The sequence below is a fragment of the Streptomyces sp. iso_384 genome, from assembly GCF_056172905.1.
In genome coordinates this window covers 2,071,137-2,094,957 of sequence record NZ_JBWBTT010000001.1, presented here as the reverse complement: position 1 = coordinate 2,094,957, position 23,821 = coordinate 2,071,137, and the positions used below count along the sequence as shown (strand labels likewise).

The following is a 23,821-nucleotide window of genomic DNA, read 5'->3' as shown; positions in this document are numbered from 1 at the left end:
GCGGGTTGCGGCGCTGACCGGCATGCTCGCCGCCGCCACAGGCACCGAACCGCGCGTCACCACCGACCTGGAAGCCTTCCGCGTCGAGGCCGATCTCCCCGCCGAGCTGAGTGCCACCGCCCACACGGCCGTCCTGGCCGCCCTGGCCACGGCGGACCACTACGGCCACACGCTCAGCCGCGCCGCCGAATACGTCTGGGCCGAGATCAGCAGAGAGGCGAACGTGACCACGACCGAATCCCCGGACACGGCGTACCGCGCCCTGCTCGGCCACACCATGACCTGCACCGCATGCCGGACCGGCGCGACCTGCCCCGACGCGACGAAGCTCGTCCGCGTCTGGCGGGAGACCCGTCGGTGAGCACCATCAGCCACATCAGCCCTACCAGAGACGGAGGCACCTGATGCGCAGCACCCACCAGGCGTTACCGGCCCCACCCGGGAGGCCCGGATGATCACCTTCTCCACGACGGACGTCCGTACCTGCGAGGCATGCTGGAACGCCCCGGTCACCGCCGCCCGGCGGACCCCCGCCGGGCGTGACCTGATCTGCGAGGAGTGTGCGGAGGGCGACTACCCGCGCCGCGTCGACCTCTTCCCGCCGTTCGGCATCTACGGCCTGACGACCCGCAAGCTCCTGAACGACGGCAAACACGGCAGCGGCCCCCCGAAAACCCCACCGAACCCGGGCCCACCGCTGCCCAACCCGCCACCGGCCCCGTCACCGCGAGGAACACCGCCGGTGTAGCGCCACCGGCCGCCTGTCGGCCCGTACCCGTCGCGCGGCGGGTGCGGGCCGACAGGCGCGGACACTGCGGTCACGGCTCGGCCGTATGTCACCAGGTGGCGACGGTCGCCGCATGGTGATCCGCGACGACTGCCCGGTCTATCGGTGCGTCATGGGCAATGTGCAGAGGCGTTCCCTCCAACGAGCTGTACAGCTCGTGTCCCGCCAGGCTCGGTGCGATGTGCACCACCAAGTGGGAGTCGATGGCCAACAGACCGCTGTCGAACAGGCGGTGCACGTCCGACCGCAGCATCAGCCCCTCTTCCACACGGTGGTGCTGCGTGTCCGAGAACGGCCTCAGATGAGCCGCTTCCAGCACTTCCGCCGGCGCCGCACCGGTAACGGCACAGATCAGTCCGTACTGACGGACCAGCGCCTTACGGAATCCATCCTGGCCACGCCGTACCGATGCGGTCGCCCGCCGGCTCCCACCCGGCAGCACCTGCGGTCGATGCCCTCGCTCACCGCCCACTTCACGTGGGCCCGGAAGACGGACACCCCGGTCCCTGATGACCTTCAAGGTCCGGTCCGGGTGCATCTTCTTGATCGACTGCTGATGCGATCGGCTCGGGCTGAGCATGCTCAACTGCACCTTGTCCAGGCAGCCGTCCAACGGTTGCCAGGTCCCTCCGTAGTGCGCTCGGAACGCGGTGACGGTAAGTGTCTCGACCGTGGGGTCGTCGAAGGCGTTCTTGCATCGGCTGCACCAGAAGCGGGGCCGCATCGTGGCCCTCTCCTTGAAGCCGGTATTTCCGCAGAAGCGACACCGGCTGCGCACCTTCTCCTGGTCGGGCAGCACCTGCAGCGCTTCCACATACCCCGCCCCGAGAGCTTCCTTGCCGTTCCGCACCACCACCAGATCACCGACCGCCACGTGCTGGTGGTTACTCACCGTCGAGTCATAGCTGTAGGACTTCTCGACGATGTCCTCGTAGCCGTCATTCCCCTGGAATTGGCGGTCGTCCCCGGTAACGAGGAACGACCAGGCCCTGCCCTGTGCGTGTGATGCTGCGGTCTCCGCCTCGGTCATAGCAGGAGCATACGAACGAGCACTGACAAAGGGCCGGTCGCTGCCGAGCGGCCCTCACCGGGAGCAGCCGCTCCGGAACGAAACGCGTCCCGGCCGTGCCGCGAAACCCAAGTGCACCCCGCCTCATGATCGCTACGCTGGGCCGTCGCACGAAGTCGGCTTGCCGGAGGGGGACATGGGTACACCATCAGGTTCAGGAGCGCCGGTTCCACCACCGCCACCGTACCCGCCTGCGCCTCCCTCGCCTCCGCGCACCGACCCTCCGCGATGGGCCTGGTGGGTCGGCGGCATCGCCATCCCCCTGGTCGGCATTTTGGTGACCGTGGCCTTCGGGGGCAACAACTCCGGGCCGGCCGCCGCACCCGCTCCCGGCCCGGTCGACAGCGTCACCCGGCCCGCCTCCCCCAGCCCGTCCAGCACGCCTCCCTCCGAGGACGCGGACGCGACGGAGCCCGAGACGCCCGCCGCCACGGACAAGACACCGTCCGCCTCCTCATCCGCGACGCCGGAAGCCGACCTCACGGCGCCCGACGGGTACGCGGAGGCGCTCAGCACGATGTGGGGTCTCGCGCCTGTCCCGTGCACGCAGCACGAACAGCAGCTCGTCGACCTCGACGACGGCACCAGCCGGACGGAGGACGAGGACAACGGAGCGGTCAAGGAACCCGGCGGGGCAGAGCTGTTGTACTGGCCCGACACCTGCACCGGCATCGCCGACTACATGTTGCGCGCACTGCCCAACACCCGGGTGGGACTCCTCCGCGCCGACGCCCCGAAGTCGTTCGATTCCTGCCGGGCCGCGGCCGGCACGGGGTTCGGCGCGCTTGCCCTCGCTCAGCGCCCCGATCGTGAGCGCCGGGGATTCGTCGAGGGAGCCGCGGTGTGCTCCGTCACGGACAAGGGCGCTGTGGCGATGGCGGTGATCGAGCACATCGCCGACGAAAGCAACGATGTCTCGGTCAGCGGACCTCTCTACGTCTGGGCCGCGGCACCCTGACCGCGCCAGGACGTTGCCAACGACTGCGGGCCGACGATGCAACACCGTCGGCCCGCAGTCTTACTTCCAGGCGCTACAGCACCGGCAGCAGGTTCTTCAGCTCGAAGGCCGTGACCTCGCTGCGGTACTCCTCCCACTCCTGCTTCTTGTTGCGGAGGAAGAAGTCGAAGACGTGCTCGCCCAGCGTCTCGGCGACCAGTTCGCTCTTCTCCATCAGCGAGATCGCCTCGCCCAGGTTCTGCGGCAGCGGCTCGATGCCCATCGCTCGGCGCTCCGCGTCGGAGAGGGCCCAGACGTCGTCGTCGGCGCCGGCCGGGAGTTCGTAGCCCTCCTCGATGCCCTTGAGGCCCGCGGCGAGCAGGACCGCGTAGGTGAGGTACGGGTTGGCGCCGGAGTCGATGGAGCGGACCTCGACGCGGGCCGAGCCGGTCTTGCCGGGCTTGTACATCGGGACGCGGATGAGGGCGGAGCGGTTGTTGTGGCCCCAGCAGATGTACGAGGGGGCCTCGCCGCCCGCGCCGGCCGCGCGGGAGGAGCCGCCCCAGATGCGCTTGTAGGAGTTGACCCACTGGTTGGTGACGGCCGAGATCTCCGCCGCGTGCGTCAGCAGGCCCGCGATGAAGGAGCGGCCGACCTTGGAGAGTTGGTACTCCGCGCCCGACTCGTAGAACGCGTTGCGGTCGCCCTCGAAGAGGGAGAGGTGCGTGTGCATGCCCGAACCCGGGTACTCCGAGAACGGCTTCGGCATGAACGTGGCCTGCACGCCCTGCTCCAGCGCCACCTGCTTCATCACCAGACGGAACGTCATGATGTTGTCCGCCGTGGACAGCGCGTCCGCGTACCGCAGGTCGATCTCCTGCTGGCCGGGGGCGCCCTCGTGGTGGCTGAACTCCACCGAGATGCCCATCGATTCCAGCATCGTGATCGCCTGGCGGCGGAAGTCCATGCCCACGTTCTGCGGCGTGTGGTCGAAGTAGCCCGAGCTGTCCGCCGGGGTCGGGCGGGTGCCGTCGACCGGCTTGTTCTTCAGCAGGAAGAACTCGATCTCGGGGTGGGTGTAGAAGGTGAAGCCCAGGTCGGACGTCTTGGCCAGGATCCGCTTCAGTACGTAGCGCGGGTCCGCGAAGGACGGGGAGCCGTCCGGCATCAGGATGTCGCAGAACATCCGCGCGGTGCCCGGGGCTTCCGCGCGCCAGGGCAGGATCTGGAACGTGCCCGGGTCCGGCTTGGCGATCATGTCCGACTCGTAGACCCGGGCGAAGCCCTCGATCGCCGAGCCGTCGAAGCCGATGCCTTCGTCGAAGGCCTGCTCCAGCTCGGCCGGAGCGACGGCGACGGACTTGAGGAACCCGAGGACGTCGGTGAACCACAGCCGCACGAAGCGGATGTCGCGCTCCTCAAGGGTCCTGAGGACGAATTCCTGCTGCTTGTCCATTGCCACATCCTTGCAGTTCAGACGGTCCGTGCACCACCGCCCGGGGTAGGGGGACACTGCCAGTATCGCGACCCGGGATTTCACCCACATTACGCACTCGGTGTGAGAGGGAGCACTCGGCCACCCACTACGATCGGCGACCGTGGCGCACGGGGGCGGCGACCGGGTGACGACCGGCATTCCCGCCCGTCCGCGCGCATCGGTCCACGGACCGTTCTCCCGCCTCCCGGCCCCCTTCGCAGAAGGACGCGACGACATGAGCTTCGACCCCCGGTACCCGCAGCCACAGGCCCCCGACCCGCGCGCTCGCTCCACCCGCAACCGGGCCATCGCCATAGGGCTGAGCGCCGCCGTCGTGGCCGGTCTCGTCGCCTTCGGCTCGTACCTGCTGCTGGAGAGCTCCGAGGCGAACGAGAAGTCCGACAACGCCTCATCCGCCCAGGACGGCAAGCACCCGGACGGGCACGGCGACGCCAAGGGCGGGGCCATCGAGGGGCTGAAGTCCTGGGACGCGGCGAAGCTCGGCCGCCAGCACGTGGCGGGCGCGGTGGACTACCCGACGAAGCCTCCGGTCGGCGGCGACCACAACGCGTCCTGGATGAACTGCGACGGCGACGTATACGAAAAGCCTCTCCCGGACGTCAACGCCGTGCACTCCCTTGAGCACGGCGCGGTCTGGGTCACGTACAACGGCACGGCCGCCGACGCGGAGGTCTCCAAGCTCGCCGAGCGCGTCAAGGCCACCCCGTTCACGCTGATGAGCCCGTACGCCGGCCAGGAGGGCGCGATCATGCTCAGCGCCTGGGGCAAGCAGGTCACCGTGGACTCCGCCGACGACAAGCGGGTGGACCAGTTCCTCGCCCAGTACGTCCAGGGCGCGCAGACCCCCGAGCCCGGTGCTCCCTGCACCGGCGGGCTGGCCACGGTGCCGCAGTGACGGCCGGGGACGTCACCGACGAGCAGCCGGCAGCTGAAGGCCACGACCCCGACGCCCTCGTGGAGCGGCGGCGGACCCGGCGCGTCCGCCTGGCCGCCGGTGCCGCCGTCGCCCTCGCCCTGCTCTTCGCGGGGGCCGCCACCGTCGCCTCCGCTCGCGGCGAGGAAGAGGGGAGCGGAAAAACGCGTGTTCCCGCCGCCTCGTCCGCCGATGCCGGGTTCGCCCGGGACATGGCCGTCCACCATCAGCAGGCCGTCGAGATGTCCTTCATCGTCCGCGACCGCACGGACGACGAGGACGTACGCCGTCTCGCCTACGACATCGCCAACACCCAGGCCAACCAGCGCGGCATGCTCCTCGGCTGGCTCGATCTGTGGGAGCTGCCCAAGGTCGCCCCGGGCGGGGAGCCTCCCATGGCCTGGATGGAACACGGGGACCAGCACGCCCACGGCGGGCACCACCCGGACGGCGACGGCAGCGGTAGCGGTAGCGGTGACGGCGTGCTCATGCCCGGTATGGCCAGTCGCTCCGAGCTGGCTCGGCTCGGGCGGCTCGACGGCAAGCAGGCCGAGGTGTTCTTCCTCCAGCTGATGACGGACCACCACAAGGGCGGTGTCGCCATGGCCGAGGCCTGTGCGTCGCTCTGCTCGGTTCCGGCCGAGCAGCGGCTCGCCCAAGGCATGGTCGAGGGGCAGCGGTCCGAGCTGGGGCTGATGCGGGACATGCTCGCCGAGCGGGGCGCCGCACCTCGGGCCTGAGCCGGGGCAGCCTGAGCCGAGGCGGGGCCGGGCCGAGGCGGGCCTGAGCCGAGGCGGGCCGTGCCCGGACGGCGGGTGAGCGGTCGCCGGTGACGGATGACCGTGGCCGGTGCCTGGTGGCCGGTGACGGGTGGCCGCGGGTGCGTCAGCTTGCGTCCCGCCGGCGGCGCACCCGAACGGGTGGTTGCGGTCGCGCGGCCCCGGCGGGCCCACGACGATGGGTTGCGCTCGGGGCCGTACGGCAGTGCCATCGGCACGCAGGAGGAAATCCCCCATGACGACCGCCAAAGACATCATGCACAGCGGGGCCCGCTGGATCCCGGCCCACGAGACGCTCGACCGTGCGGCGCAGCTGATGCGCGAGCACAACGTGGGCGCGCTGCCCGTCTCCGCCAACGGTGACTCGGACCGGATGGTCGGCATCATCACCGACCGCGACATCGTGGTCGGCTGTGTGGCCAAGGGGCACGATCCGGCCAAGATCACGGCCGGCGACCTCGCGCAGGGCACGCCCCGCTGGATCGAGGCGGAGGCCGATGTGAACGCGGTCCTGGAGGAGATGCAGACCCACCGCATCCGCCGGCTGCCCGTCGTCGAGAACAAGAAGCTGGTCGGCATGATCAGCGAGGCCGATCTCGCGCAGCACCTCACCGAGGAGCAGATCGCGGGCTGGGCCGAGAAGGTCTACTCCCGCAGCTGAGCACGTGACCCACGTGTACGACAGTGGCCCGGCACTCCACGGCCCGCTCCGGCGGAGGGTGCCGGGCCGCCGTTCGTCCGCATACCCACCAGGGGTAGGGTGGCCCGCATGGCGGGCACGGCGCGGAGCGGCAGCGGGACGTTCGGGCGGCTGATGCTGCTCGCCACGCTGCTGTTCGGCATCGTCACCATGCATACGGTCGGGCATCCGGCGGAGCACAGCGAGGCGTCCTCAGCGGCCACCACGACCACCGCCGCCGAGCGCATGGTCCCTGCCGCACCCGTCGCCGACCCGGCTCACCCGTCGTCGGCGCACGACTCCCCCGTCGCCGACCCGGCGCAATCGTCGTCGGCGCACGACTCCCCCGGCTCCGACGCCCCCATGAGCGGCATGGATCCGCTCTCCGTCTGCCTCGCCGTCCTCGGCGTCTGGGGTCTCGCGCTCGTCGGCGCCTGGCTGCTCGGGCTGCGTGCGGACCGGCGGCCCCTCGGTACGCCGGTGGGGGCGGGGCTTCCGCGCGTGCTGCGGCCGAATCCGCCGCCACCGATATCGGTGCTCGCCGGCGGTTCGGTGCTGCGTATTTAGGAGTGGGCGTTCACCTCCGCCCTTCTCCCCTTCCTCGAACCACAGTTCCTCAGAGGTGTATTCAGCATGCCCATGCAACCCACCCGACGCTCCGTGCTCGGCGCCGCTCTCGCCGTCGCCGGTACCGGAGCCCTCGCCGCCTGTTCCGGCGGCGGCAGCGGCCACGGCGGCTCCCACGCCCCTGGCGGCGGCGCCCAGGACTCCGGTACGTACGTCTCCCCCGGCGGCAAGGAGGTCCGGGCGGCGGAGGCGGCGCGCGGCTCGGGGCCCGTACGCGAGGTCTCCCTCACCGCCACCCGTACCCGGCTCGACCTCGGCGGCGGCACCACCGTCACCTCCTGGGCGTACGGGGACCGGCTGCCCGGGCGCGAAGTGCGGGTGACGGCGGGCGACACGCTCGCACTCACCCTCGCCAACCATCTGCCGGCACCCACCTCCCTGCACTGGCACGGACTCGCCCTGCGCAACGACATGGACGGGGTTCCCGGGCTGACCCAGCGGGACATCGCCCCGGGGGCCGACTTCGGCTACCGGTTCGCGGTGCCGCATCCGGGGACGTACTGGTTCCACCCGCACTCCGGCGTCCAGCAGGACCGGGGGCTGTACGCGCCGCTCATCGTCGAGGACCCGAAGGAGCCGTTGGCGTACGACAAGGAGTGGGTCGTCGTCCTCGACGACTGGGTCGACGGGGTGGACGGATCGACGCCCGATGCCGTGCTGAAGGAGCTGTCCGGGGGGATGGGTTCCGGGGGGACGAGTGAGGACGGCGGCGGGATGGACCATGGTGCGCACACCATGTCCGGAGCGGAAACGGAGGACCCGGGCCGTGCCGGGCCCTCCCGGATGATGATGGGCGCGAGCAGCGCGCTGCTCGGCGGTGACGCCGGTGATGTCGCCTATCCGCACTACCTCGTCAACGGGCGGGTGCCGGAGGATCCGTCCTCCTTCTCCGCGCGGCCCGGTGACCGGGTCCGGCTGCGGATCATCAACGCCGGTGGCGACACCGCCTTCCGTGTCGCGCTCGGTGGGCACCGGATGACCGTGACGCACACCGACGGGTTCCCGGTCCGGCACACCACGGGGGACGCGCTGCTGCTGGGGATGGGCGAGCGGTACGACGTCCTCGTCACCGCCGAGGACGGGGTCTTCCCGCTCACCGCCCTGGCCGAGGGGAAGAAGGCGTCCGCGCTTGCCGTTCTGCGGACCGGGAGCGGGCGTGCGCCTACCGCTTCCGTACGGCCCAAGGAGCTGGACGGGAAGCTGATCGAGGCGGGGCGGCTGGTTCCGGACCCGGCTGTGGCGCTGGCCTGGCGTGCGCCGGACCGGACCGTTCGGATGCGGCTCACGGGCGGGATGGCGCGGTACGACTGGGCCTTCGACGGGCAGCCGTACAGCGCGGAGCAGCGGCGGCCGGTGGAGGCGGGCGAGCGGGTGCGGGTCGTCTTCGACAACGGGACGGCCATGTGGCATCCGCTCCATCTGCACGGGCACACCTTCGCGCTCGGCGGGAACGCCGCCGGGGCCCGTAAGGACACCGCGATCGTGCTGCCGCACCGGTCGCTGACGGTGGAGTTCGACGCCGACAACCCGGGACTGTGGATGGTCCATTGCCACAACGTCTACCACGCGGAGGCGGGGATGATGGCGGTCCTCGGCTACCGGGGCTGAGCCCTCAGGCCCTCTGCGGGTCGGCGCGTACAACCGCTTCCACCTGCGGTTTCGGCGGGCCGGGACAGATTTTGCCCGGCCCGCCGGGACATCGCGTCAGAAAGACGATTACACTGGCGGGTGTGCCTCAACTACGCCTCGCACTGAATCAGATCGACTCGACCGTCGGCGACCTCGCCGGCAACTCCGAGGCGATCGTCCACTGGACCCGGCACGCCGCCGAGCAGGGCGCCCACCTGGTGGCGTTCCCCGAGATGGTGCTGACCGGATACCCCGTCGAGGACCTGGCCCTGCGGTCGTCCTTCGTCGAGGCCTCGCGACAGGCGCTGCGCGCGCTGGCCGCCCGGCTCGACACTGAGGGCTTCGGCGAACTGCCGGTCGTCGTCGGCTACCTGGACCGCTCCGAGCACGCCGCGGCGCGCTACGGGCAGCCGGCCGGTTCCCCGCGCAACGCCGCCGCCGTGCTGCACCGCGGCGGGATCGCGCTCAACTTCGCCAAGCACCACCTGCCGAACTACGGCGTCTTCGACGAGTTCCGGTACTTCGTGCCGGGCGACTCGATGCCCGTCGTCCGGGTCCACGGCATCGACGTGGCCCTCGCGATCTGCGAGGACCTGTGGCAGGACGGCGGGCGCGTCCCGGCCGCCCGGTCCGCCGGGGCCGGGCTGCTGCTGTCGATCAACGCCTCGCCGTACGAGCGGGACAAGGACGACACCCGGCTGGAACTGGTCCGCAAGCGGGCCCAGGAGGCCGGCTGCACGACGGCCTATCTGGCGATGATCGGCGGCCAGGACGAGCTGGTCTTCGACGGCGACTCGATCGTCGTCGACAAGGAGGGCGAGGTCATCGCCCGCGCCCCGCAGTTCTCCGAGGGCAGCGTCATCCTCGACCTGGAGCTGCCGGCCGCGGCCGCCGTGGCGCCCTCGGGTGTGGTGGACGACGGGCTGCGCATCGACCACGTGGTGCTGTCCGACAGGCCCGTGGACGCGTACGAGCCGGAGCTCTCGGGCGGGTACGCGGAGCGGCTGGAGGACGAGGAGGAGATCTACTCCGCGCTGGTCGTGGGGCTGCGCGCGTACGCTGCGAAGAACGGTTTCAGCAGTGTGCTGATCGGGCTCTCCGGCGGGATCGACTCGGCGATCTGCGCGGCCATCGCGTGCGATGCGCTCGGTGCGCAGCACGTGTACGGCGTCTCGATGCCGTCGAAGTACTCCTCGGACCACTCCAAGGGCGACGCGGCCGAGCTGGCGCGGCGTACCGGGCTCAACTTCCGTACGGTGCCGATCGCGCCGATGTTCGACGCGTACATGGAGTCGTTGCAGCTCACCGGGCTGGCCGAGGAGAACCTCCAGGCCCGGCTGCGGGGTACGACGCTGATGGCCATCTCCAACCAGGAGGGGCAGATCGTGCTGGCGCCGGGCAACAAGTCCGAGCTGGCGGTGGGCTACTCCACGCTGTACGGGGACGCGGTCGGGGCGTACGGGCCGATCAAGGACGTCTACAAGTCGTCGGTCTTCCGGCTGGCGAAGTGGCGCAACCGGGCGGCGGAGGAGCGCGGGCAGACCCCGCCGATCCCCGAGGCCTCGATCACCAAGCCGCCGAGTGCGGAGCTGCGGCCGGGGCAGGTCGACACGGACTCGCTGCCGGACTACGACGTCCTGGACGCGATCCTGGAGATGTACGTCGACCGTGACCAGGGGATGGATGCCATCGTGGCGGCCGGGTTCGATGCGGAGCTGGTGGCGAAGACGTTGCGGATGGTGGATACGGCGGAGTACAAGCGGCGGCAGTATCCGCCGGGGACGAAGATTTCACCGAAGGGGTTCGGGAAGGACCGGCGGTTGCCGATCACGAATCGGTGGCGCGAGTCGTCCTAGCGGGGGTGGGGAGTGCGGGGGCGTCCGGCGGCCGCCCTTGTCCTCCCGCGCCGGACGGGTCGGGCTCCCACGTGGGTGTCCGGCCCGTCCGGCGTATCGGGTCCGTCCTCAAACGCCGGACGGGCCGGAGTGGCCCGACCGGGCCGAGGGTGATGTTGCCTCGGGCCCGCCCGGCGTGACGGTTCCGTCCTCAAACACCGGACGGGCTGGAACGGGTGCCTGACGGGCTGGAGTGGGCGCCGGACGGGTCGGCCGGAGCGGGTGCCTGGTGGGCTGAATTGGCCACCACTCGGGAGCGCCGCTGCCCCGCGTCCCGGTCCAAGTACCCCGCCGTTGCCGCGATCGCCAGGCCCGCCACCGCCAGCACCGCGCCCACGAACGCCGGGGACGTCCAGCCCCAGCCTGCCGCGATGGCCACACCGCCCAGCCAGGCGCCGCCCGCGTTGGCCAGGTTGAAGGCGGAGTGGTTGGAGGCGGAGGCCAGGGTCGGGGCGTCCTTCGCCTTGTTCATCACCAGCATCTGGAGCGGGGTCGTCGTCATGAACCCGACTCCGCCCAGCAGCACCACCATCACCAGTGCCGCCCACTGCACGTGCACCGTGAACGGGAAGGCCACCAGGATCACCGCGAGGGCGCCGAGCGAGCCGTACAGGGTCGGGCGCAGGGCCCGGTCCGTGAGGGGGCCCGCGGCCAGGGCGCCCAGGGTCATCCCGATGCCGAAGAGGGCGAGGACGACCGTGACCGAGGATTCGCCGAAGCCCATCGCCTTCGTGGTCATGGCCGAGAGGTACGAGTACACCGCGAAGACCCCGGCGAAGCCGAAGACGGCGGTGAGCAGGCCGAGGAGCACCTGGCGGTTGCCGAGGGCGCGGAGTTCGCGGCGTACGTCCTGATGGGCCTCGACCGGGATGGCCGGCACCAGACGGGCCAGGGCCGCCATCGCGGTGAGGCCGATCGCGGCGACGACCAGGAAGGTGGCCCGCCAGCCGAGGTGCTGGCCGAGCAGGGTGGCGGCGGGGACGCCGACGATGTTGGCGACCGTCAGGCCGAGGAACATCGTCGCCACCGCCCGCGCCTGGCGGCCCTCGGCGACCAGCCGGGTGGCCACGACCGCGCCGACGCCGAAGAACGCGCCGTGCGGGAGTCCGGCGAGGAAGCGGCCCGCGAGCAGCCAGCCGAAGTCGGGGGCGAGTGCCGAGGCCAGGTTGCCGACGGTGAAGAGCGCCATCAGGAGCAGCAGCATCTTCTTGCGCGGGACGCGGGAGCCCAGGCCGGCGAGGAGCGGCGCGCCGAGGACGACGCCGATCGCGTACGCCGACACGAGGTATCCGGCGGTCGGCACGGACGTACCGAGGTCGTCCGCCACGTTGGGCAGCAGCCCCATCATGACGAACTCCGTCGTGCCTATGCCGAAGGCGCTCACGGCCAGGGCGAGGAGAGCCAGGGGCATGGGGAGGGGACCTTTCGCGACGCGGGAAGGGCGGGGGCGCACAGCCGGGAGCCGTCGCCTCGGCACACGGGGGTGCTGGGCGACGGCTCACGCCGCCTATATGTAAGTTACCGGAACAAATTCTCGCAGATGTTTATGCCGGGACGTCTACCGGCAGGTGAACGGCTCGTTGCGCAGGTCCGGCCGGGTGGCCCGGCGAGCCCGGAGCGTACGTCCGTGCGTCCGTACCTCCGTACGTCACAGCTCCACTCGGGCCGCGATCGGGAGGTGGTCGCTGTCGGTCGCCGAGAGCGTCCAGGAGGACTTCGGCTCGACCCCCCTGACCATGATCTGGTCGATGCGGGCCATCGGGAAGGACGCGGGCCAGCTGAAGCCGAAGCCGTCGCCCGCCGCGCCCTGGGTGGAACGCATCTGGGAGGTGACCGCGTTCAGCGAGCGGTCGTTCATCGTGCCGTTCAGGTCGCCGAGCAGGACGACGCGCTTCACCGGCTCGTCGGCGATGGCCTCGCCGAGCGCGTCGGCGCTGTCGTCGCGCTGGTTGGCGGTGAATCCGGCGTGCAGCTTCACGCGGACGGACGGCAGGTGGGCCACGTACACCGCGACCTCGCCCTGCGGCGTCCTGACCGTGGAGCGCATCGCCCGGGTCCAGCCCATCTTGATGTCGACGGGCCTGGTGTCGGCCAGCGGGTACTTGCTCCACAGGCCCACGGTGCCCTGGACCGAGTGGTACGGGTAGCGGCCGGCCAGCGACTTCTCGTACGTGGAGACCTGTTTGCCCGGGAGTTCCTGGAGCGCCACGACGTCCGCACCGGAACCGGCGACCTGCTGGGCGGTGCCGTCGGGGTCGGGGTTGCCGGCGTTGACGTTGTGGGTGGCGACGGTGAGATCGCCGCCGCTGCCGGACTTGTCGGTGAGCAGGCCGCCGAACACGTTGAGCCAGACCACGGCGGGCAGCAGCAGCGCGATCAGCGCGGTCGCGGAGCGCCGCGCCAGGGCCAGGACCAGCAGCACCGGGATGAAGACCGCGGCCCACGGCAGGAACGTCTCGATGAGACTGCCGAGGTTGCCGAGCCGGTTGGGGATGCGTGCGTGGACGACCATCAGCAGGGTCAGCAGCACCGAGCAGAGGGCCAGCACGATTCCGCGCCGCCAGATGCCCCGGTCGGACGTCAGTCTGTCCCGCAGGCCCCGGAAGCGGGACCCACCGGTTTCCGGCTGCTCCGCGCTGCCGTTGCCCGTGTCCGCTCCGTACGCCTGCACCATCGCGCTGTCCTCACTGCCTTGCCCTGCACATCGCCGCGCTCTCGACCCTAGGTGATGAGCGGCGGCATTCTCGCCGTCGACCCCGCCGTCGGTCCCGGCGTCGGCCTTTCGACGTGCAGGACGGCGGAGACGGGGCGAGAGGTTCCGGGCCGGGGCCGGCCGGGGCGCCTTGTGACAGAACGATCACACTCGTACCGGTCACTCCTGCCCTGATCAGGCACGTGCTGTCGGGGCGAGGCCCTGCAGCAGCGCGGTGATGATGCGGTCCGCGAGGTCGTCGGGCAGCGACGCGTCGGGGCGGTGGACCGTGCGGACGAGCATGGGGCCGACGAAGAGGTCGTCGATCAGTTCCACGTCGAGGTCGTCGCGCAGTTCCCCGGCGGCCACGGCGCGCCGCACCGCCTCCAGCATCGCGACGCGCCGGGGGGCGATCACCGTGCCGTGGTACTCCTCCCACAGCTTCGGGTGGCTCTTCATCTGGGCGAAGATGTTGACCAGGAGCACCGAGGAACGCTGGGCGAGACCCCGGGTGCGCAGCGATTCCAGCATCACGCGCAGATCGGCGATTCCGGCGGTGCCGGAGACCGGCGGGTCGGTGGGCTCCATGTCGCGTACGACGTCGACGAAGAGCTCCTCCTTTCCGCTCCAGCGGCGGTAGATGGTGGCCTTGCCGACGCCCGCCGTGCGCGCGATGCGCTCGATGGAGAGGCCCGCCAGCGGCTCGCCCGCCTCCAGGAGGGCGATGACGGCGTCCAGGATCGCCCGCTCCGCCGCGGCGGAGCGGGGCCGGCCGCGGCGGGGCTCCGGATCCGCCGCCCCGACCGGCGGCTCACCTCCGGCCCGTGCCCCGCTCCGGTCCCGATCGTCGTCCTGGCCTTGCTGGCCTTGCACCTGAAGCCGCCTCTCCACCGCGCCGCTCTTTCTCGTACGTGCGCCGTACGAGTGCCGTACGTCCGCCTGACCTCCGCGTACGTACGAACGTCGCCCCGATTCTCGCCGACCCGGGGTGCGCGGGGCGACGGACCTCACCGCGGCGTCAGCGCACCGGCTGCTTCTCCGCGGGCCGGGGTTCCGCCGGGGCCGCGGTCTCCGCGGGGGTCCGGCCGGGCAGGAACAGGCCGACGACGACGGCGCCGATCAGGGCGACGGCCGCCGAGCCGAGCGCGGTCACGTGCATGGCGCCGATGAACGCGTCGTTGGCGGCGGCGACCAGAGGCTTTCCGGCCACCGGGCCGAGCTTCTCGGCGACGCCGAGCGTGGCCTCGATGGACTCGCCCGCCACCCCCCTGGCCCCGGCCGGTACCGCGCCGAGGTGGCCCTCGATGTCGCCCCGGTAGACGGTCGAGAGCACCGAGCCGAGGACCGCGATGCCGAGCGCGCCGCCGACCTGGCGGAAGGTGTTGTTGATGGCCGAACCGGAACCGGCCTTCTCGCGGGGCAGCGCCTGCATCACGGCGACGGTGACGGGCGGCATGATGTGCGCCATCCCGGTGCCCTGGACGAAGAAGACGAGGCACATCACCCACACCGGCGTACCGGCGCCGAACAGGGCGAACGCGGCGAGTCCGGCGGCGACGAGCAGCATGCCCGCCGTGCAGACCGCGCGGGCGCCGAAGCGGTCGACGACCAGCCGGGCCCGGGGCGCGAAGATCATCTGGGCGGCCGCGAGCGGAACGATCAGCAGGCCCGATTCCAGGGCGGTGTAACCGCGCACGCTCTGGAGGTAGAAGGCGGAGAAGAAGGTCACGCCCATCAGCGCGAAGAAGACCAGTGCGATGGCGGCGACGGCGGCGGCGAACGCGGGCTCGCGGAAGTACGAGATGTCGATCGCCGGGTGGCTGCTGCGCTTCTCGTGCCAGACGAATCCGGCCAGGACGAGGAGTCCGCCGGCGATGGCGAGGATGACGGTGGTGTCGGTGAAGTCGGCCAGTTCACCGCCCCGGATGATCCCGTACACCAGCAGGACCAGACCCACGACGGACAGCGCGACGCCCACCGGGTCGACCTTGCCGGGCTTCGGGTCGCGGGAGTCGGGGACCAGGATCGCCATGGCGACCAGGGCGATCACGACCACGGGGACGTTCACCAGGAAGATCGAGCCCCACCAGAAGTGCTCCAGGAGCAGTCCGCCGGTGATCGGGCCGATGGCGATGCCGAGGCCGACGCTGCCCGCCCAGATGCCGATGGCCCGGGGCTGCTCGTCGCGTTCGAAGACGTTCATCAGGACGGCGAGGGTGGCGGGCATCACGAAGGCCGCGCCGAAGCCCATCAGCGCCCGCCAGGTGATGAGCTCACCGGGCGAGGTGGAGAAGGCGGCCAGCGCGGAGCCGAGGCCGAAGACCAGGATGCCGGCGAGGAGGACCTTCTTGCGGCCGATGCGGTCGCCCAGCAGCCCGGCGGTGAACAGCAGCCCGGCGAAGACGAGCGTGTAGGAGTTGATCGCCCACTCCAGCTCGCTCTGGGTGGCGCCGATGCCGGTGGGGGCGGGGCTCGCGATCGTCTTGACCGCGACGTTCAGGATCGAGTTGTCCAGCACCACGATGAGCAGGCTGAACATGAGGACGGTGAGGATCCACCAGCGGCGGCGGTGGATCGCCTCGGGAACACGAGGCACGGCGGGCGCGGCGGGAGCGCCGGACGGTATGGACATGGGACGACCCTAGCCCCATTTCGATACGAGACCGTATCGTATTGTTAAAACTTTGCCCCATGGCCTCCGGTACGCCGTGTGCGGGCCCACTTCCCGACCGGCCGGGCGGGATGCCACCATGGAAGGGATCCGGGGACGCCGTCAGGGCGCCTCGAGATGACGAAGGAGCCGTTGGCCATGTCGCTTCAGGCTGCGCAGAATCAGTCCACCCCCGCGGACGGGAGCCAGTCCACCCCCGCAGGTGGCGCCGCTTCCCCCGCCGACAGCAGCAAAGCGCTGTACGGAGGGAAGTCCACCCGCCGCATCACCGTCCACGACATCGCCGCCGCCACCGAGCGCGGCGAGAAGTGGCCCATGCTCACCGCCTACGACGCGATGACCGCGTCCGTCTTCGACGAGGCCGGGATCCCGGTCATGCTCGTCGGGGACTCGATGGGCAATGTCCACCTCGGCTACGAGACCACCGTGCCCGTCACGATGGACGAGATCGCCATGCTGTCCGCCGCCGTCGTACGCGGCACCAAGCGGGCCCTGATCGTCGCCGACCTGCCCTTCGGCTCGTACCAGGAAGGCCCCGTCCAGGCGCTGCGCAACGCCACCCGGCTGATCAAGGAGTCGGGCGTCGGCGCGGTCAAGCTGGAGGGCGGCGAGCGGTCCCACGAGCAGATCCGGCTGCTGGTCGAGGCCGGTATCCCGGTCATGGGCCACATCGGTCTGACCCCGCAGTCCGTCAACGCGATGGGCTACCGGGTGCAGGGCCGCGGCGAGGAGGCCGCGCAGCAGCTGCTGCGCGACGCCAAGGCCGTCCAGGACGCGGGCGCGTTCGCCGTGGTGCTGGAGCTGGTTCCCGCCGAGCTGGCCGCCGAGGTCACCCGTACGCTGCACATCCCGACCGTCGGGATCGGCGCCGGTTCCGCGACCGACGCGCAGGTGCTGGTCTACACCGACATGGTCGGGCTGACCGGGGGCAAGGTGCCGCGCTTCACCAAGCAGTACGCGAATCTCCGCCAGGTCCTCGGCGACGCGGCGAAGGAGTTCGCCGACGAGGTCGTCGGCGGTACGTTCCCGGCGCCGGAGCACACCTTCCACTGACCCGCCGGGCCTCACCAGCCATTTCCCGCACCACCGACAGCCCGCCGACATCCCCCATCGGCGGGCTGTCGCCTGCCCGGCGGCCGTGTCGGCGGGCTGTCGGTGAGCTGTCGGCGGGCGCTGGTCTGCTGGTGGACATGGAACGCATCGACAAGAACCCCAGCAGCGGCCGGAACGCCGTCGAGGTGCGGGGGCTGGTCAAGCACTACGGCGAGACCAAGGCACTGGACGGCGTGGACCTCGACGTCCGCGAAGGCACCGTCCTCGGTGTGCTCGGCCCCAACGGCGCCGGCAAGACCACCCTCGTACGCTGTCTGTCCACCCTGATCACCCCCGACGCCGGGCACGCGGTCGTCGCGGGCTACGACGTGGCGAAGCAGCCCCGGCAGCTCCGCCGCACCATCGGTCTGACCGGGCAGTACGCCTCGGTCGACGAGAAGCTCTCCGGCTGGGAGAACCTCTACATGATCGGGCGGCTGCTCGATCTGCCCCGCAAGAAGGCGAGGGCCCGCGCCGACGAGCTGCTGGAGCGGTTCTCGCTCACCGAGGCCGCCAAGCGGGCCTGCATGGAGTACTCCGGCGGGATGCGCCGCCGGCTCGACCTGGCCGCCTCGATGATCGGCAGCCCCGCCGTCCTCTACCTGGACGAGCCGACGACCGGGCTCGACCCCCGGACCCGGAACGAGGTCTGGGACGAGGTGCAGCGGATGGTCGCCGAGGGTGCGACCGTACTGCTGACCACCCAGTACATGGAGGAGGCCGAGCAGCTCGCGAAGGAGCTGACGGTGATCGACCGGGGGAAGATCATCGCCCGGGGCGGGGTCGACGAGCTGAAGGCGAAGGTCGGCGGCCGCACTCTCCAGATCCGGCCCTCGGACCCGGCGGAGCTGGCCGCGATGGCGCAGGCGATCCGGGAGGCCGGGCTCGACGGCGTCGCCGGGGCGCAGGCCGTACCGGACGAAGGACTGCTGTACGTGCCGATCCTCAGCGACGAGCAGCTGACCGCGGTGATCGGGCTGCTGGGCGTCCGGGGGTTCTCCCTCGCCCACGTCTCCACCGCGCTCCCCAGCCTCGACGAGGTGTTCCTCGCGATCACCGGCGACAAGGCCGCACCCCTCTCCGACCAGGCTCCCCAGGAGGTCGCCGCATGAGCACCACGACACTGCCCCCGGCCCCCGCCGGGTCCGCGAGCACCACCCCGACGAAGGCTGCCGTGGCCGAGGAGGGGCGGATCGGCCTGCGGGCCAACCTCCGGCACATCGGAGCGCTGGCGCGCCGCAACCTGCTCCAGATCAAGAAGGACCCGGAGTCGATGTTCGACGTCCTTCTGATGCCGATCATCTTCACACTGCTGTTCGTGTACGTCTTCGGCGGCTCGGTCGGCGGCAGCCTCGGCGGGGACCGGCAGGACTACCTGAACTACCTGGTGCCGGGGCTGATGGCGATGATGGGCATGAACATCGCCATGGCCGTCGGCACCGGCGTCAACGACGACTTCCGCAAGGGCGTCATGGACCGGTTCCGGACGATGCCGATCGCCCGCTCCTCGGTGCTGATCGCCAAGATCGTGGTCGAGCTGGGCCGGATGATGGTCGCCATCGTCATCCTGCTCGCGATGGGCTTCGCCCTCGGCATGACCCTGGGCACATCGGTGCTCGGGCTGCTGGGGGCCGTGGCCCTGTCGGCGGTGTTCGGCGCCGCCATCATGTGGATCTTCATCGTGCTCGGGCTCGCCATGAAGACGGCCCAGGCGGTCCAGGGGATGGGAATGCTGGTGCTGATGCCCCTGCAGTTCGGGTCCTCCATCTTCGCGCCGCCGACGACCATGCCGGGCTGGCTCCAGGCGTTCACCGACTACAACCCGCTGTCCAACCTCGCGGACGCGGTGCGCGGCCTGATGATGGGCGGCCCGGTCGCGAACTCCGTCTGGATCACGCTCGCCTGGACCGCCGGCATCACGCTGGTGATGGCTCCGCTGGCCGTCTCCAAGTTCCGCAAGAAGGCCTGAGCGGAGGGGACGTCACGCCGACGGGTGCGCCCGCCGGTACGTCTCCGCCAGGGCGGTGGCCTCGTCGAGAGTGAGGCCACCGCCCTCCGCGTACGCCCGGGTGTACGCCGCGCCGTCGAGGCCGGCCCGCACGGCCTCCTCGGCCTCGGCCAGGTTGCGGCGCTCGATCATGGTCGGCACGTACCCCGGGGACAGCAGCGCCGCCTGGAGGCCCAGCAGCCGGGCGGCGTCGGCGTACGCCCCTTCCTCGGCCCCGCCCTCGGCGGCGAGCCCCGCCAGGGCTCGGGAGATCGCCGTCAGGTGGGCCGAGGGCATGTGGGGGGCGATCATCGTGGACAACCGGTCCCGCGAACGCTCCAGGGCGGTCACGGCGTCGCGCAGGGCGGCGGCGTAGGCGCCCTCCAGGTTGTCCAGCCAGGCCAGCGTCCCGAACACGAACCCGCCGAAGACGGCGATGTCGCCCTGGGTGAACTCGTCCTTGATCATCTCCACCTGGGCGCGGGCCTCGGCCACCCGGCCCTGGGCCCCGAGGACGAAGGCCAGATGCATGCGGGCGACCGGCATGGCCTCGTGGTTCGAGAGCGGGTCCCCTTCGCAGACCTCCCGCAGCACGGCCTCGGCCTCCGGCAGCCGGCCGAGCTCGGCGAGCGGCCCGGCGTAACGGGCGCGCAACAGCGCCACCTGGGACCGGGCACCGATCTTCCGTGCGTACTCCACGGCGGCGGCGTAGTCGTCCAGGGCCTCGCGGAAGCAGCCCGTCCGTTCGTTGGCCTCACCCCGGGACGCCAGGGCCTCGGCCGTGCCCCAGTCGTCGTCGAGCCGGGTGAAGATCTCCAGGCTCTCGTCGGCGTCGACGCGCGCCAGATCCGCGTGGCCGGAATGGCCGGCCAGAAAGTTGGCGCGCAGCTGGAGCGCGGCGGCCAGCTCCCACTCGTAGCCGTAGACGCGGCAGGTCCGGACCGTCGCGTCCAGCGCCTCGCGGGTGCGGGCCATGTCCCCGGTGAACATGTTCGCGTACATCCAGAACGTGCCGGGCATGCGGCAGGTCTGCGGCTGTCCCGGCCGGTAGGCGTCGGCGATGATCTGCAGCCGCTTCTGCCCCGCGGCGTCCGACCAGGCGGAGAAGGCGTCGTCCACGCTGCCGAGCTGGATCAGCGCCGACCCGCGCCGCGCCTCCGCGAGCTGGTCGTCGTCCCAGGGTGGCGGCCGGTCGATGGCCTGCTCCGGCAGCGAGGGGGCCTGGACACCGGGCCGGGCGAACGGGTCGGGGCCGAGCGAGGTGGCCGCCTCGGCCCAGTGGCGGGCATCCGAGCGCAGGTCGCGCAGCATCCAGTACCAGGACAGCGAGAGCACCAGGCACAGCGCCTCGTGCTCGTCCCGGGCGGCGACGGCGTGGCGGAACGCGGTGCGCAGGTTCTCGTACTCACGGCGGATGACCGTGATGGCCGCGCGCTGCCCCGACCCGCGCATCGCCGGCCCGGTCGTACGCGCCAGCTCCCGGTAGTGGACGAGGTGGCTCCGGTCCACCGCCGCCCGTTCCCCCGCCTCCGCCAGCCGTTCGGCGGTGTACTCGCCGACCGTCTCCAGCAGCCGGTAGCGCATCTCCCCGTCCTCGCCGGGCGCGGCGACCACGAGGGACTTGTCGACGAGGGAGCCGAGCAGGGGCGCGACGTCCAGGGAGTCCACGACGGCGTCGTCGGCAGGTTCGGGCAGGGCGCAGACCTCCTCGGCGGCGGCCAGCGAGCAGCCTCCGGCGAAGACGGAGAGGCGGCGCAGCACGGCGCGTTCGGCGGCGTCCAGCAGGTCCCAGGACCAGTCGACGACGGCGCGCAGGGTCTGCTGGCGGGGCAGCACGGTGCGGCTGCCGTTGGTGAGAAGGCGGAAGCGGTCGTCGAGACGGTCGGCGATCTGGCGCGGGGTGAGCATCCGCAGCCGGGCGGCGGCGAGTTCGATGGCGAGCGGCAGCCCGTCGAGCCGCCGGCAGATCTCGGCGCAGGCGGCGGCGGTCGCCTCGTCGGCGTCGGTGCGGAAGCCGGGCCGGGCCGCCGCCCCGCGCTCGGCGAGCAGGCGCAGGGCCATCGGGTCGGGCAGCGGTTCGACGGGTCGGACGAACTCGCCCGGCACGCCCAGGGGTTCGCGGCTGGTGGCGAGGACGGTGAGCTGGGGGCACCGGGTCAGCAGGTGGTCGGTGAGGGCGGCGGCCGCCCCGACGACGTGCTCGCAGTTGTCCAGCAGGAGCAGCATCCTGCGCGGGGCGCAGTGCTCGGTGAGCCGCACGAGGGGGTCGTCACCGGTGCGGTCGGCGACGCGCAGCTCCTCGGCGCCCGCCCCGCGCAGCACGGTCTCGCGGGCCCCGAGGGCGCCGAGGACGGCCTCGGGCACGGTGTCCGGGTCGTCCACGGGGGCCAGTTCGGCAAGCCAGACACCGTCGGGCCAGGCGTCGGCGGCGGCCTCCGCGGTCTCCTGCGACAGCCGGGTCTTGCCCGCGCCACCAGGTCCGAGCAGGGTGACCAGCCGGGCGCGGCCGAGGTCCTCGCGCAGGGCGGCCATGTCGGTGTCACGCCCGACGAAGCTGGTGAGGCGGGCCCGGAGATTTCCGCAGGCGGGCGGGGGCGGTGACGCCTGTGCCGGTGGCGCCCCAGCCTGGTCCGTGGTCGGGGCCGCCGGGGCGGGGGCGGTGCCGGTGGCGGGCACGGGCCCGGTCGCGGGCACTCCCTCCATGCCAAGCACGGCCCCCGGGGCGGCCGGGTCCGGGACCTGGGCTTGGGCCGGGCCCGAGGCGCTCGGGCCCGAGGGTTCCGGGGCAGCTGGACCCGAGAGCCCCGCCCCGGTCCGGCCCGAAGTCGTCGGCTCGGCCGGTTCCTGGTGGAGGAGCTCCGTGTGCAGCGCGCGCAGGGCCGGGCCCGGCGCGGTGCCGAGGCGGTCGTCGAGGAGGGTGCGGACCTCCTCGTACACGGCCAGCGCCTCGGCGGGGCGTCCGGCGTCCCGCAGAGCCGTGATGCGCAGGACCTGGAGCGGTTCGTCGAGCGGGTGGGCGTCGCAGAGTGCGGCGAGCTCGGGCAGCGCGGCCCCCGGTCTGCCGAGGGCGAGGAGGGCGCCGAACGCGGCGCGGCGCGCGTCGAGCCTGCGGGCCTCCCAGCGGGACGCGGTCGCCGTACGGTCGGGCAGATCGGCGAGGGCGGGCCCGTTCCACAGGGCGAGGGCCTCCCCCAGGACGGCGAGGGCGCTCGCGGCGTCGCCGTCCTCCAGGGCCCGGCTCCCCTCCCCCGCCAGCCGCTCGAACCGGTGCAGGTCCACGGCGTCCGGCGGGGCGGCGAGCCGGTAGCCGCCCGCCACGGACTCGACGGCGCTCCGGCCCAGGGCCCGCCGCAGCCGCCCGACGAGGGCCTGGAGGGCGCCGGCCGCATCCGCGGGCGGGTCGCCGTCCCACACCTCGTCGACGAGGACGCCGACCGGGACGGTCCGTCCGGGGCGCAGCGCGAGGACGGTGAGCAGGGCGCGCAGCCGGGCCCCGCCGAGGGCGACGGCCGTACCGTCGTCGCGGAGTGCCCGGGTGGTGCCGAGGATGCAGTAGCGCACGGGCCCATTGTCCGTGACGGTGCGGGGCGCGGCGTTGACAGGGTGGAACTCCGTCGCCCTTCCCCGGCGTTCCCGCCCTGTCGGAACCGTCGAAACCGTACGATCGCCCTTCCCGGCCCGCGCCTCGGCGCCGCCACGCGCCTTTGTCCGTCTGTCTCTGTGTCCACCCCAGGACCCCACCCCAGGAGTCGAGTGCCGATGACCACCGCAGCCAGGACCGGCGACCGGAGGATCAGCCCGGTCTTCCTCGGCATCGCCGCCGTCACCGCGGTCGCGGGCTGGGCGGTGTGGACGGGTTTCGCGGACGCCACCGGCTTCGCGGTCTTCCTGTTCGTCACCGGGGCCTGGATCGTCTCGCTCTGTCTGCACGAGTACGCGCACGCCCGTACCGCGCTGCACAGCGGGGATCTGTCGGTCGGGGCGAAGGGCTATCTGACGCTCAACCCGCTGAAGTACACGCACGCGCTGCTCAGCATCGTGCTGCCGGTGCTCTTCGTGATCATGGGCGGGATCGGGCTGCCCGGCGGCGCGGTGTACATCGAGCGCGGCCGGATCCACGGCCGGTGGAAGCACAGCCTGATCTCGGCGGCGGGCCCGCTGACGAACGTGGCGTTCGCGATCATCTGCACGGCCCCGTTCTGGCTGGACGCGCTGGACGGGGTGCCGCGCGCCTTCCAGTACGCGCTGGCGTTCCTGGCGATGCTCCAGGTGACGGCGGCGATCCTGAACTCGCTGCCGATCCCGGGCCTGGACGGCTACGGGGTGATCGAGCCCTGGCTCTCGTACCGGATCCGGCGTCAGGTGGAGCCGATCGCGCCGTTCGGGCTGATCGCGGTGTTCGCGATCCTGTGGATCCCCGAGGTGAACATCGTGTTCTTCGACGCGATCCACGCCCTGCTGCGCGGACTCGGCGTCGAGGAGTACCAGCGGTACTGCGGCTACGACCTCTACCGCTTCTGGCGGGGCCTCTTCGACGAGCAGGATCCGGGCTGCGCGGTGGGCTGA

General features: G+C 71.7%; 20 protein-coding genes. 13 read left to right on the top strand and 7 right to left on the bottom strand.

Features of this window, described 5'->3' with window-relative positions:
* The first annotated feature begins 22 nt into the window (after positions 1-22).
* On the top strand, positions 23-361 hold the full coding sequence (locus AC0VY3_RS09135) for a hypothetical protein (RefSeq protein ID WP_475551656.1): 339 nt from the start codon (positions 23-25) through the stop codon (positions 359-361).
* Between the two features lie 90 nt (positions 362-451).
* Positions 452-748, top strand: a complete 297-nt coding sequence (locus tag AC0VY3_RS09130) for a hypothetical protein (protein WP_103509051.1) — start codon at positions 452-454, stop codon at positions 746-748.
* Between the two features lie 88 nt (positions 749-836).
* On the opposite strand, the gene AC0VY3_RS09125 is transcribed toward AC0VY3_RS09130, so the two are convergent.
* Complete coding sequence (locus AC0VY3_RS09125; RefSeq protein ID WP_103509050.1) at positions 837-1,817, bottom strand: HNH endonuclease; 981 nt, start codon at positions 1,815-1,817, stop codon at positions 837-839.
* 322 nt (positions 1,818-2,139) lie between these two features.
* Between AC0VY3_RS09125 and AC0VY3_RS09120 the strand changes: the two genes are divergently transcribed.
* Positions 2,140-2,814 carry a hypothetical protein gene (locus AC0VY3_RS09120; protein ID WP_103509094.1) on the top strand — a complete coding sequence of 225 codons (675 nt, stop codon included), beginning with the start codon at positions 2,140-2,142 and terminating at the stop codon, positions 2,812-2,814.
* 73 nt (positions 2,815-2,887) lie between these two features.
* Here the strand turns inward: AC0VY3_RS09120 and glnA are convergent, their stop codons facing one another.
* Complete coding sequence (gene glnA / locus AC0VY3_RS09115) at positions 2,888-4,249, bottom strand: type I glutamate--ammonia ligase (protein WP_003969536.1); 1,362 nt, start codon at positions 4,247-4,249, stop codon at positions 2,888-2,890.
* A gap of 256 nt (positions 4,250-4,505) precedes the next feature.
* Between glnA and AC0VY3_RS09110 the strand changes: the two genes are divergently transcribed.
* From AC0VY3_RS09110 to AC0VY3_RS09085, 6 genes are all read left to right on the top strand, one after another.
* The gene (locus AC0VY3_RS09110; RefSeq protein ID WP_475549380.1) at positions 4,506-5,186 is read left to right on the top strand and encodes a DUF3105 domain-containing protein; all 681 of its coding nucleotides are present in this window, start codon (positions 4,506-4,508) and stop codon (positions 5,184-5,186) included.
* A 59-nt stretch (positions 5,187-5,245) separates the two neighbouring features.
* Positions 5,246-5,944, top strand: coding sequence for a DUF305 domain-containing protein (locus AC0VY3_RS09105; RefSeq protein WP_475551655.1), 699 nt, complete (start codon positions 5,246-5,248; stop codon positions 5,942-5,944).
* A 274-nt stretch (positions 5,945-6,218) separates the two neighbouring features.
* A complete protein-coding gene (locus AC0VY3_RS09100; protein WP_103509048.1) occupies positions 6,219-6,644 on the top strand; it encodes a CBS domain-containing protein in 426 nt (141 codons plus the stop codon).
* Between the two features lie 108 nt (positions 6,645-6,752).
* Positions 6,753-7,229 carry a hypothetical protein gene (locus AC0VY3_RS09095; protein ID WP_475549379.1) on the top strand — a complete coding sequence of 159 codons (477 nt, stop codon included), beginning with the start codon at positions 6,753-6,755 and terminating at the stop codon, positions 7,227-7,229.
* A gap of 66 nt (positions 7,230-7,295) precedes the next feature.
* Positions 7,296-8,897 (top strand): multicopper oxidase family protein, encoded by a 1,602-nt coding sequence (locus tag AC0VY3_RS09090; protein WP_475549378.1) that lies wholly within the window; start codon positions 7,296-7,298, stop codon positions 8,895-8,897.
* Positions 8,898-9,019: 122 nt separating this feature from the next.
* Entirely contained in the window at positions 9,020-10,774 is a 1,755-nt protein-coding gene (locus AC0VY3_RS09085) for an NAD+ synthase (RefSeq protein ID WP_103509045.1), read from the top strand.
* 190 nt (positions 10,775-10,964) lie between these two features.
* Here the strand turns inward: AC0VY3_RS09085 and AC0VY3_RS09080 are convergent, their stop codons facing one another.
* The 4 genes from AC0VY3_RS09080 to AC0VY3_RS09065 all read right to left on the bottom strand — a co-directional run bounded on the left by AC0VY3_RS09080 (position 10,965) and on the right by AC0VY3_RS09065 (position 16,137).
* Complete coding sequence (locus AC0VY3_RS09080) at positions 10,965-12,224, bottom strand: MFS transporter (protein ID WP_103509044.1); 1,260 nt, start codon at positions 12,222-12,224, stop codon at positions 10,965-10,967.
* Between the two features lie 237 nt (positions 12,225-12,461).
* Entirely contained in the window at positions 12,462-13,487 is a 1,026-nt protein-coding gene (locus AC0VY3_RS09075; protein ID WP_475549377.1) for an endonuclease/exonuclease/phosphatase family protein, read from the bottom strand.
* A gap of 213 nt (positions 13,488-13,700) precedes the next feature.
* A complete protein-coding gene (locus tag AC0VY3_RS09070) occupies positions 13,701-14,378 on the bottom strand; it encodes a TetR/AcrR family transcriptional regulator (protein WP_475549376.1) in 678 nt (225 codons plus the stop codon).
* Positions 14,379-14,523: 145 nt separating this feature from the next.
* Entirely contained in the window at positions 14,524-16,137 is a 1,614-nt protein-coding gene (locus AC0VY3_RS09065) for an MFS transporter (RefSeq protein ID WP_103509041.1), read from the bottom strand.
* A 177-nt stretch (positions 16,138-16,314) separates the two neighbouring features.
* Between AC0VY3_RS09065 and panB the strand changes: the two genes are divergently transcribed.
* The 3 genes from panB to AC0VY3_RS09050 all read left to right on the top strand — a co-directional run bounded on the left by panB (position 16,315) and on the right by AC0VY3_RS09050 (position 19,237).
* Positions 16,315-17,229: a 3-methyl-2-oxobutanoate hydroxymethyltransferase gene (gene panB / locus AC0VY3_RS09060; protein ID WP_103509040.1), complete on the top strand. Its 915-nt coding sequence runs from the start codon at positions 16,315-16,317 to the stop codon at positions 17,227-17,229.
* Between the two features lie 137 nt (positions 17,230-17,366).
* Positions 17,367-18,380: an ATP-binding cassette domain-containing protein gene (locus AC0VY3_RS09055; protein WP_103509039.1), complete on the top strand. Its 1,014-nt coding sequence runs from the start codon at positions 17,367-17,369 to the stop codon at positions 18,378-18,380.
* Complete coding sequence (locus tag AC0VY3_RS09050; protein ID WP_103509038.1) at positions 18,377-19,237, top strand: ABC transporter permease; 861 nt, start codon at positions 18,377-18,379, stop codon at positions 19,235-19,237. The genes AC0VY3_RS09055 and AC0VY3_RS09050 overlap by 4 nt, the downstream gene beginning before the upstream one ends.
* A gap of 12 nt (positions 19,238-19,249) precedes the next feature.
* Here AC0VY3_RS09050 and AC0VY3_RS09045 read toward each other — a convergent pair whose 3' ends face one another.
* Positions 19,250-22,816 carry an AfsR/SARP family transcriptional regulator gene (locus AC0VY3_RS09045; protein WP_475549375.1) on the bottom strand — a complete coding sequence of 1,189 codons (3,567 nt, stop codon included), beginning with the start codon at positions 22,814-22,816 and terminating at the stop codon, positions 19,250-19,252.
* A 198-nt stretch (positions 22,817-23,014) separates the two neighbouring features.
* Here AC0VY3_RS09045 and AC0VY3_RS09040 point away from each other — a divergent pair, with 198 nt between their 5' ends.
* Positions 23,015-23,821, top strand: coding sequence for a site-2 protease family protein (locus tag AC0VY3_RS09040; RefSeq protein ID WP_103509130.1), 807 nt, complete (start codon positions 23,015-23,017; stop codon positions 23,819-23,821).

Coding starts and splice junctions, on each gene's coding strand:
- AC0VY3_RS09135 (WP_475551656.1), top strand. CDS start 23: ATGCTCGCCGCCGCCACAGGCACCGAACCGCGCGTCACCACCGACCTG.
- AC0VY3_RS09125 (WP_103509050.1), bottom strand. CDS start 1,817: ATGACCGAGGCGGAGACCGCAGCATCACACGCACAGGGCAGGGCCTGG.
- AC0VY3_RS09095 (WP_475549379.1), top strand. CDS start 6,753: ATGGCGGGCACGGCGCGGAGCGGCAGCGGGACGTTCGGGCGGCTGATG.
- AC0VY3_RS09080 (WP_103509044.1), bottom strand. CDS start 12,224: ATGCCCCTGGCTCTCCTCGCCCTGGCCGTGAGCGCCTTCGGCATAGGC.
- AC0VY3_RS09100 (WP_103509048.1), top strand. CDS start 6,219: ATGACGACCGCCAAAGACATCATGCACAGCGGGGCCCGCTGGATCCCG.
- AC0VY3_RS09075 (WP_475549377.1), bottom strand. CDS start 13,487: ATGGTGCAGGCGTACGGAGCGGACACGGGCAACGGCAGCGCGGAGCAG.
- AC0VY3_RS09110 (WP_475549380.1), top strand. CDS start 4,506: ATGAGCTTCGACCCCCGGTACCCGCAGCCACAGGCCCCCGACCCGCGC.
- AC0VY3_RS09040 (WP_103509130.1), top strand. CDS start 23,015: ATGACCACCGCAGCCAGGACCGGCGACCGGAGGATCAGCCCGGTCTTC.
- AC0VY3_RS09130 (WP_103509051.1), top strand. CDS start 452: ATGATCACCTTCTCCACGACGGACGTCCGTACCTGCGAGGCATGCTGG.
- AC0VY3_RS09055 (WP_103509039.1), top strand. CDS start 17,367: ATGGAACGCATCGACAAGAACCCCAGCAGCGGCCGGAACGCCGTCGAG.
- AC0VY3_RS09050 (WP_103509038.1), top strand. CDS start 18,377: ATGAGCACCACGACACTGCCCCCGGCCCCCGCCGGGTCCGCGAGCACC.
- glnA (WP_003969536.1), bottom strand. CDS start 4,249: ATGGACAAGCAGCAGGAATTCGTCCTCAGGACCCTTGAGGAGCGCGAC.
- AC0VY3_RS09090 (WP_475549378.1), top strand. CDS start 7,296: ATGCCCATGCAACCCACCCGACGCTCCGTGCTCGGCGCCGCTCTCGCC.
- AC0VY3_RS09065 (WP_103509041.1), bottom strand. CDS start 16,137: ATGTCCATACCGTCCGGCGCTCCCGCCGCGCCCGCCGTGCCTCGTGTT.
- panB (WP_103509040.1), top strand. CDS start 16,315: ATGTCGCTTCAGGCTGCGCAGAATCAGTCCACCCCCGCGGACGGGAGC.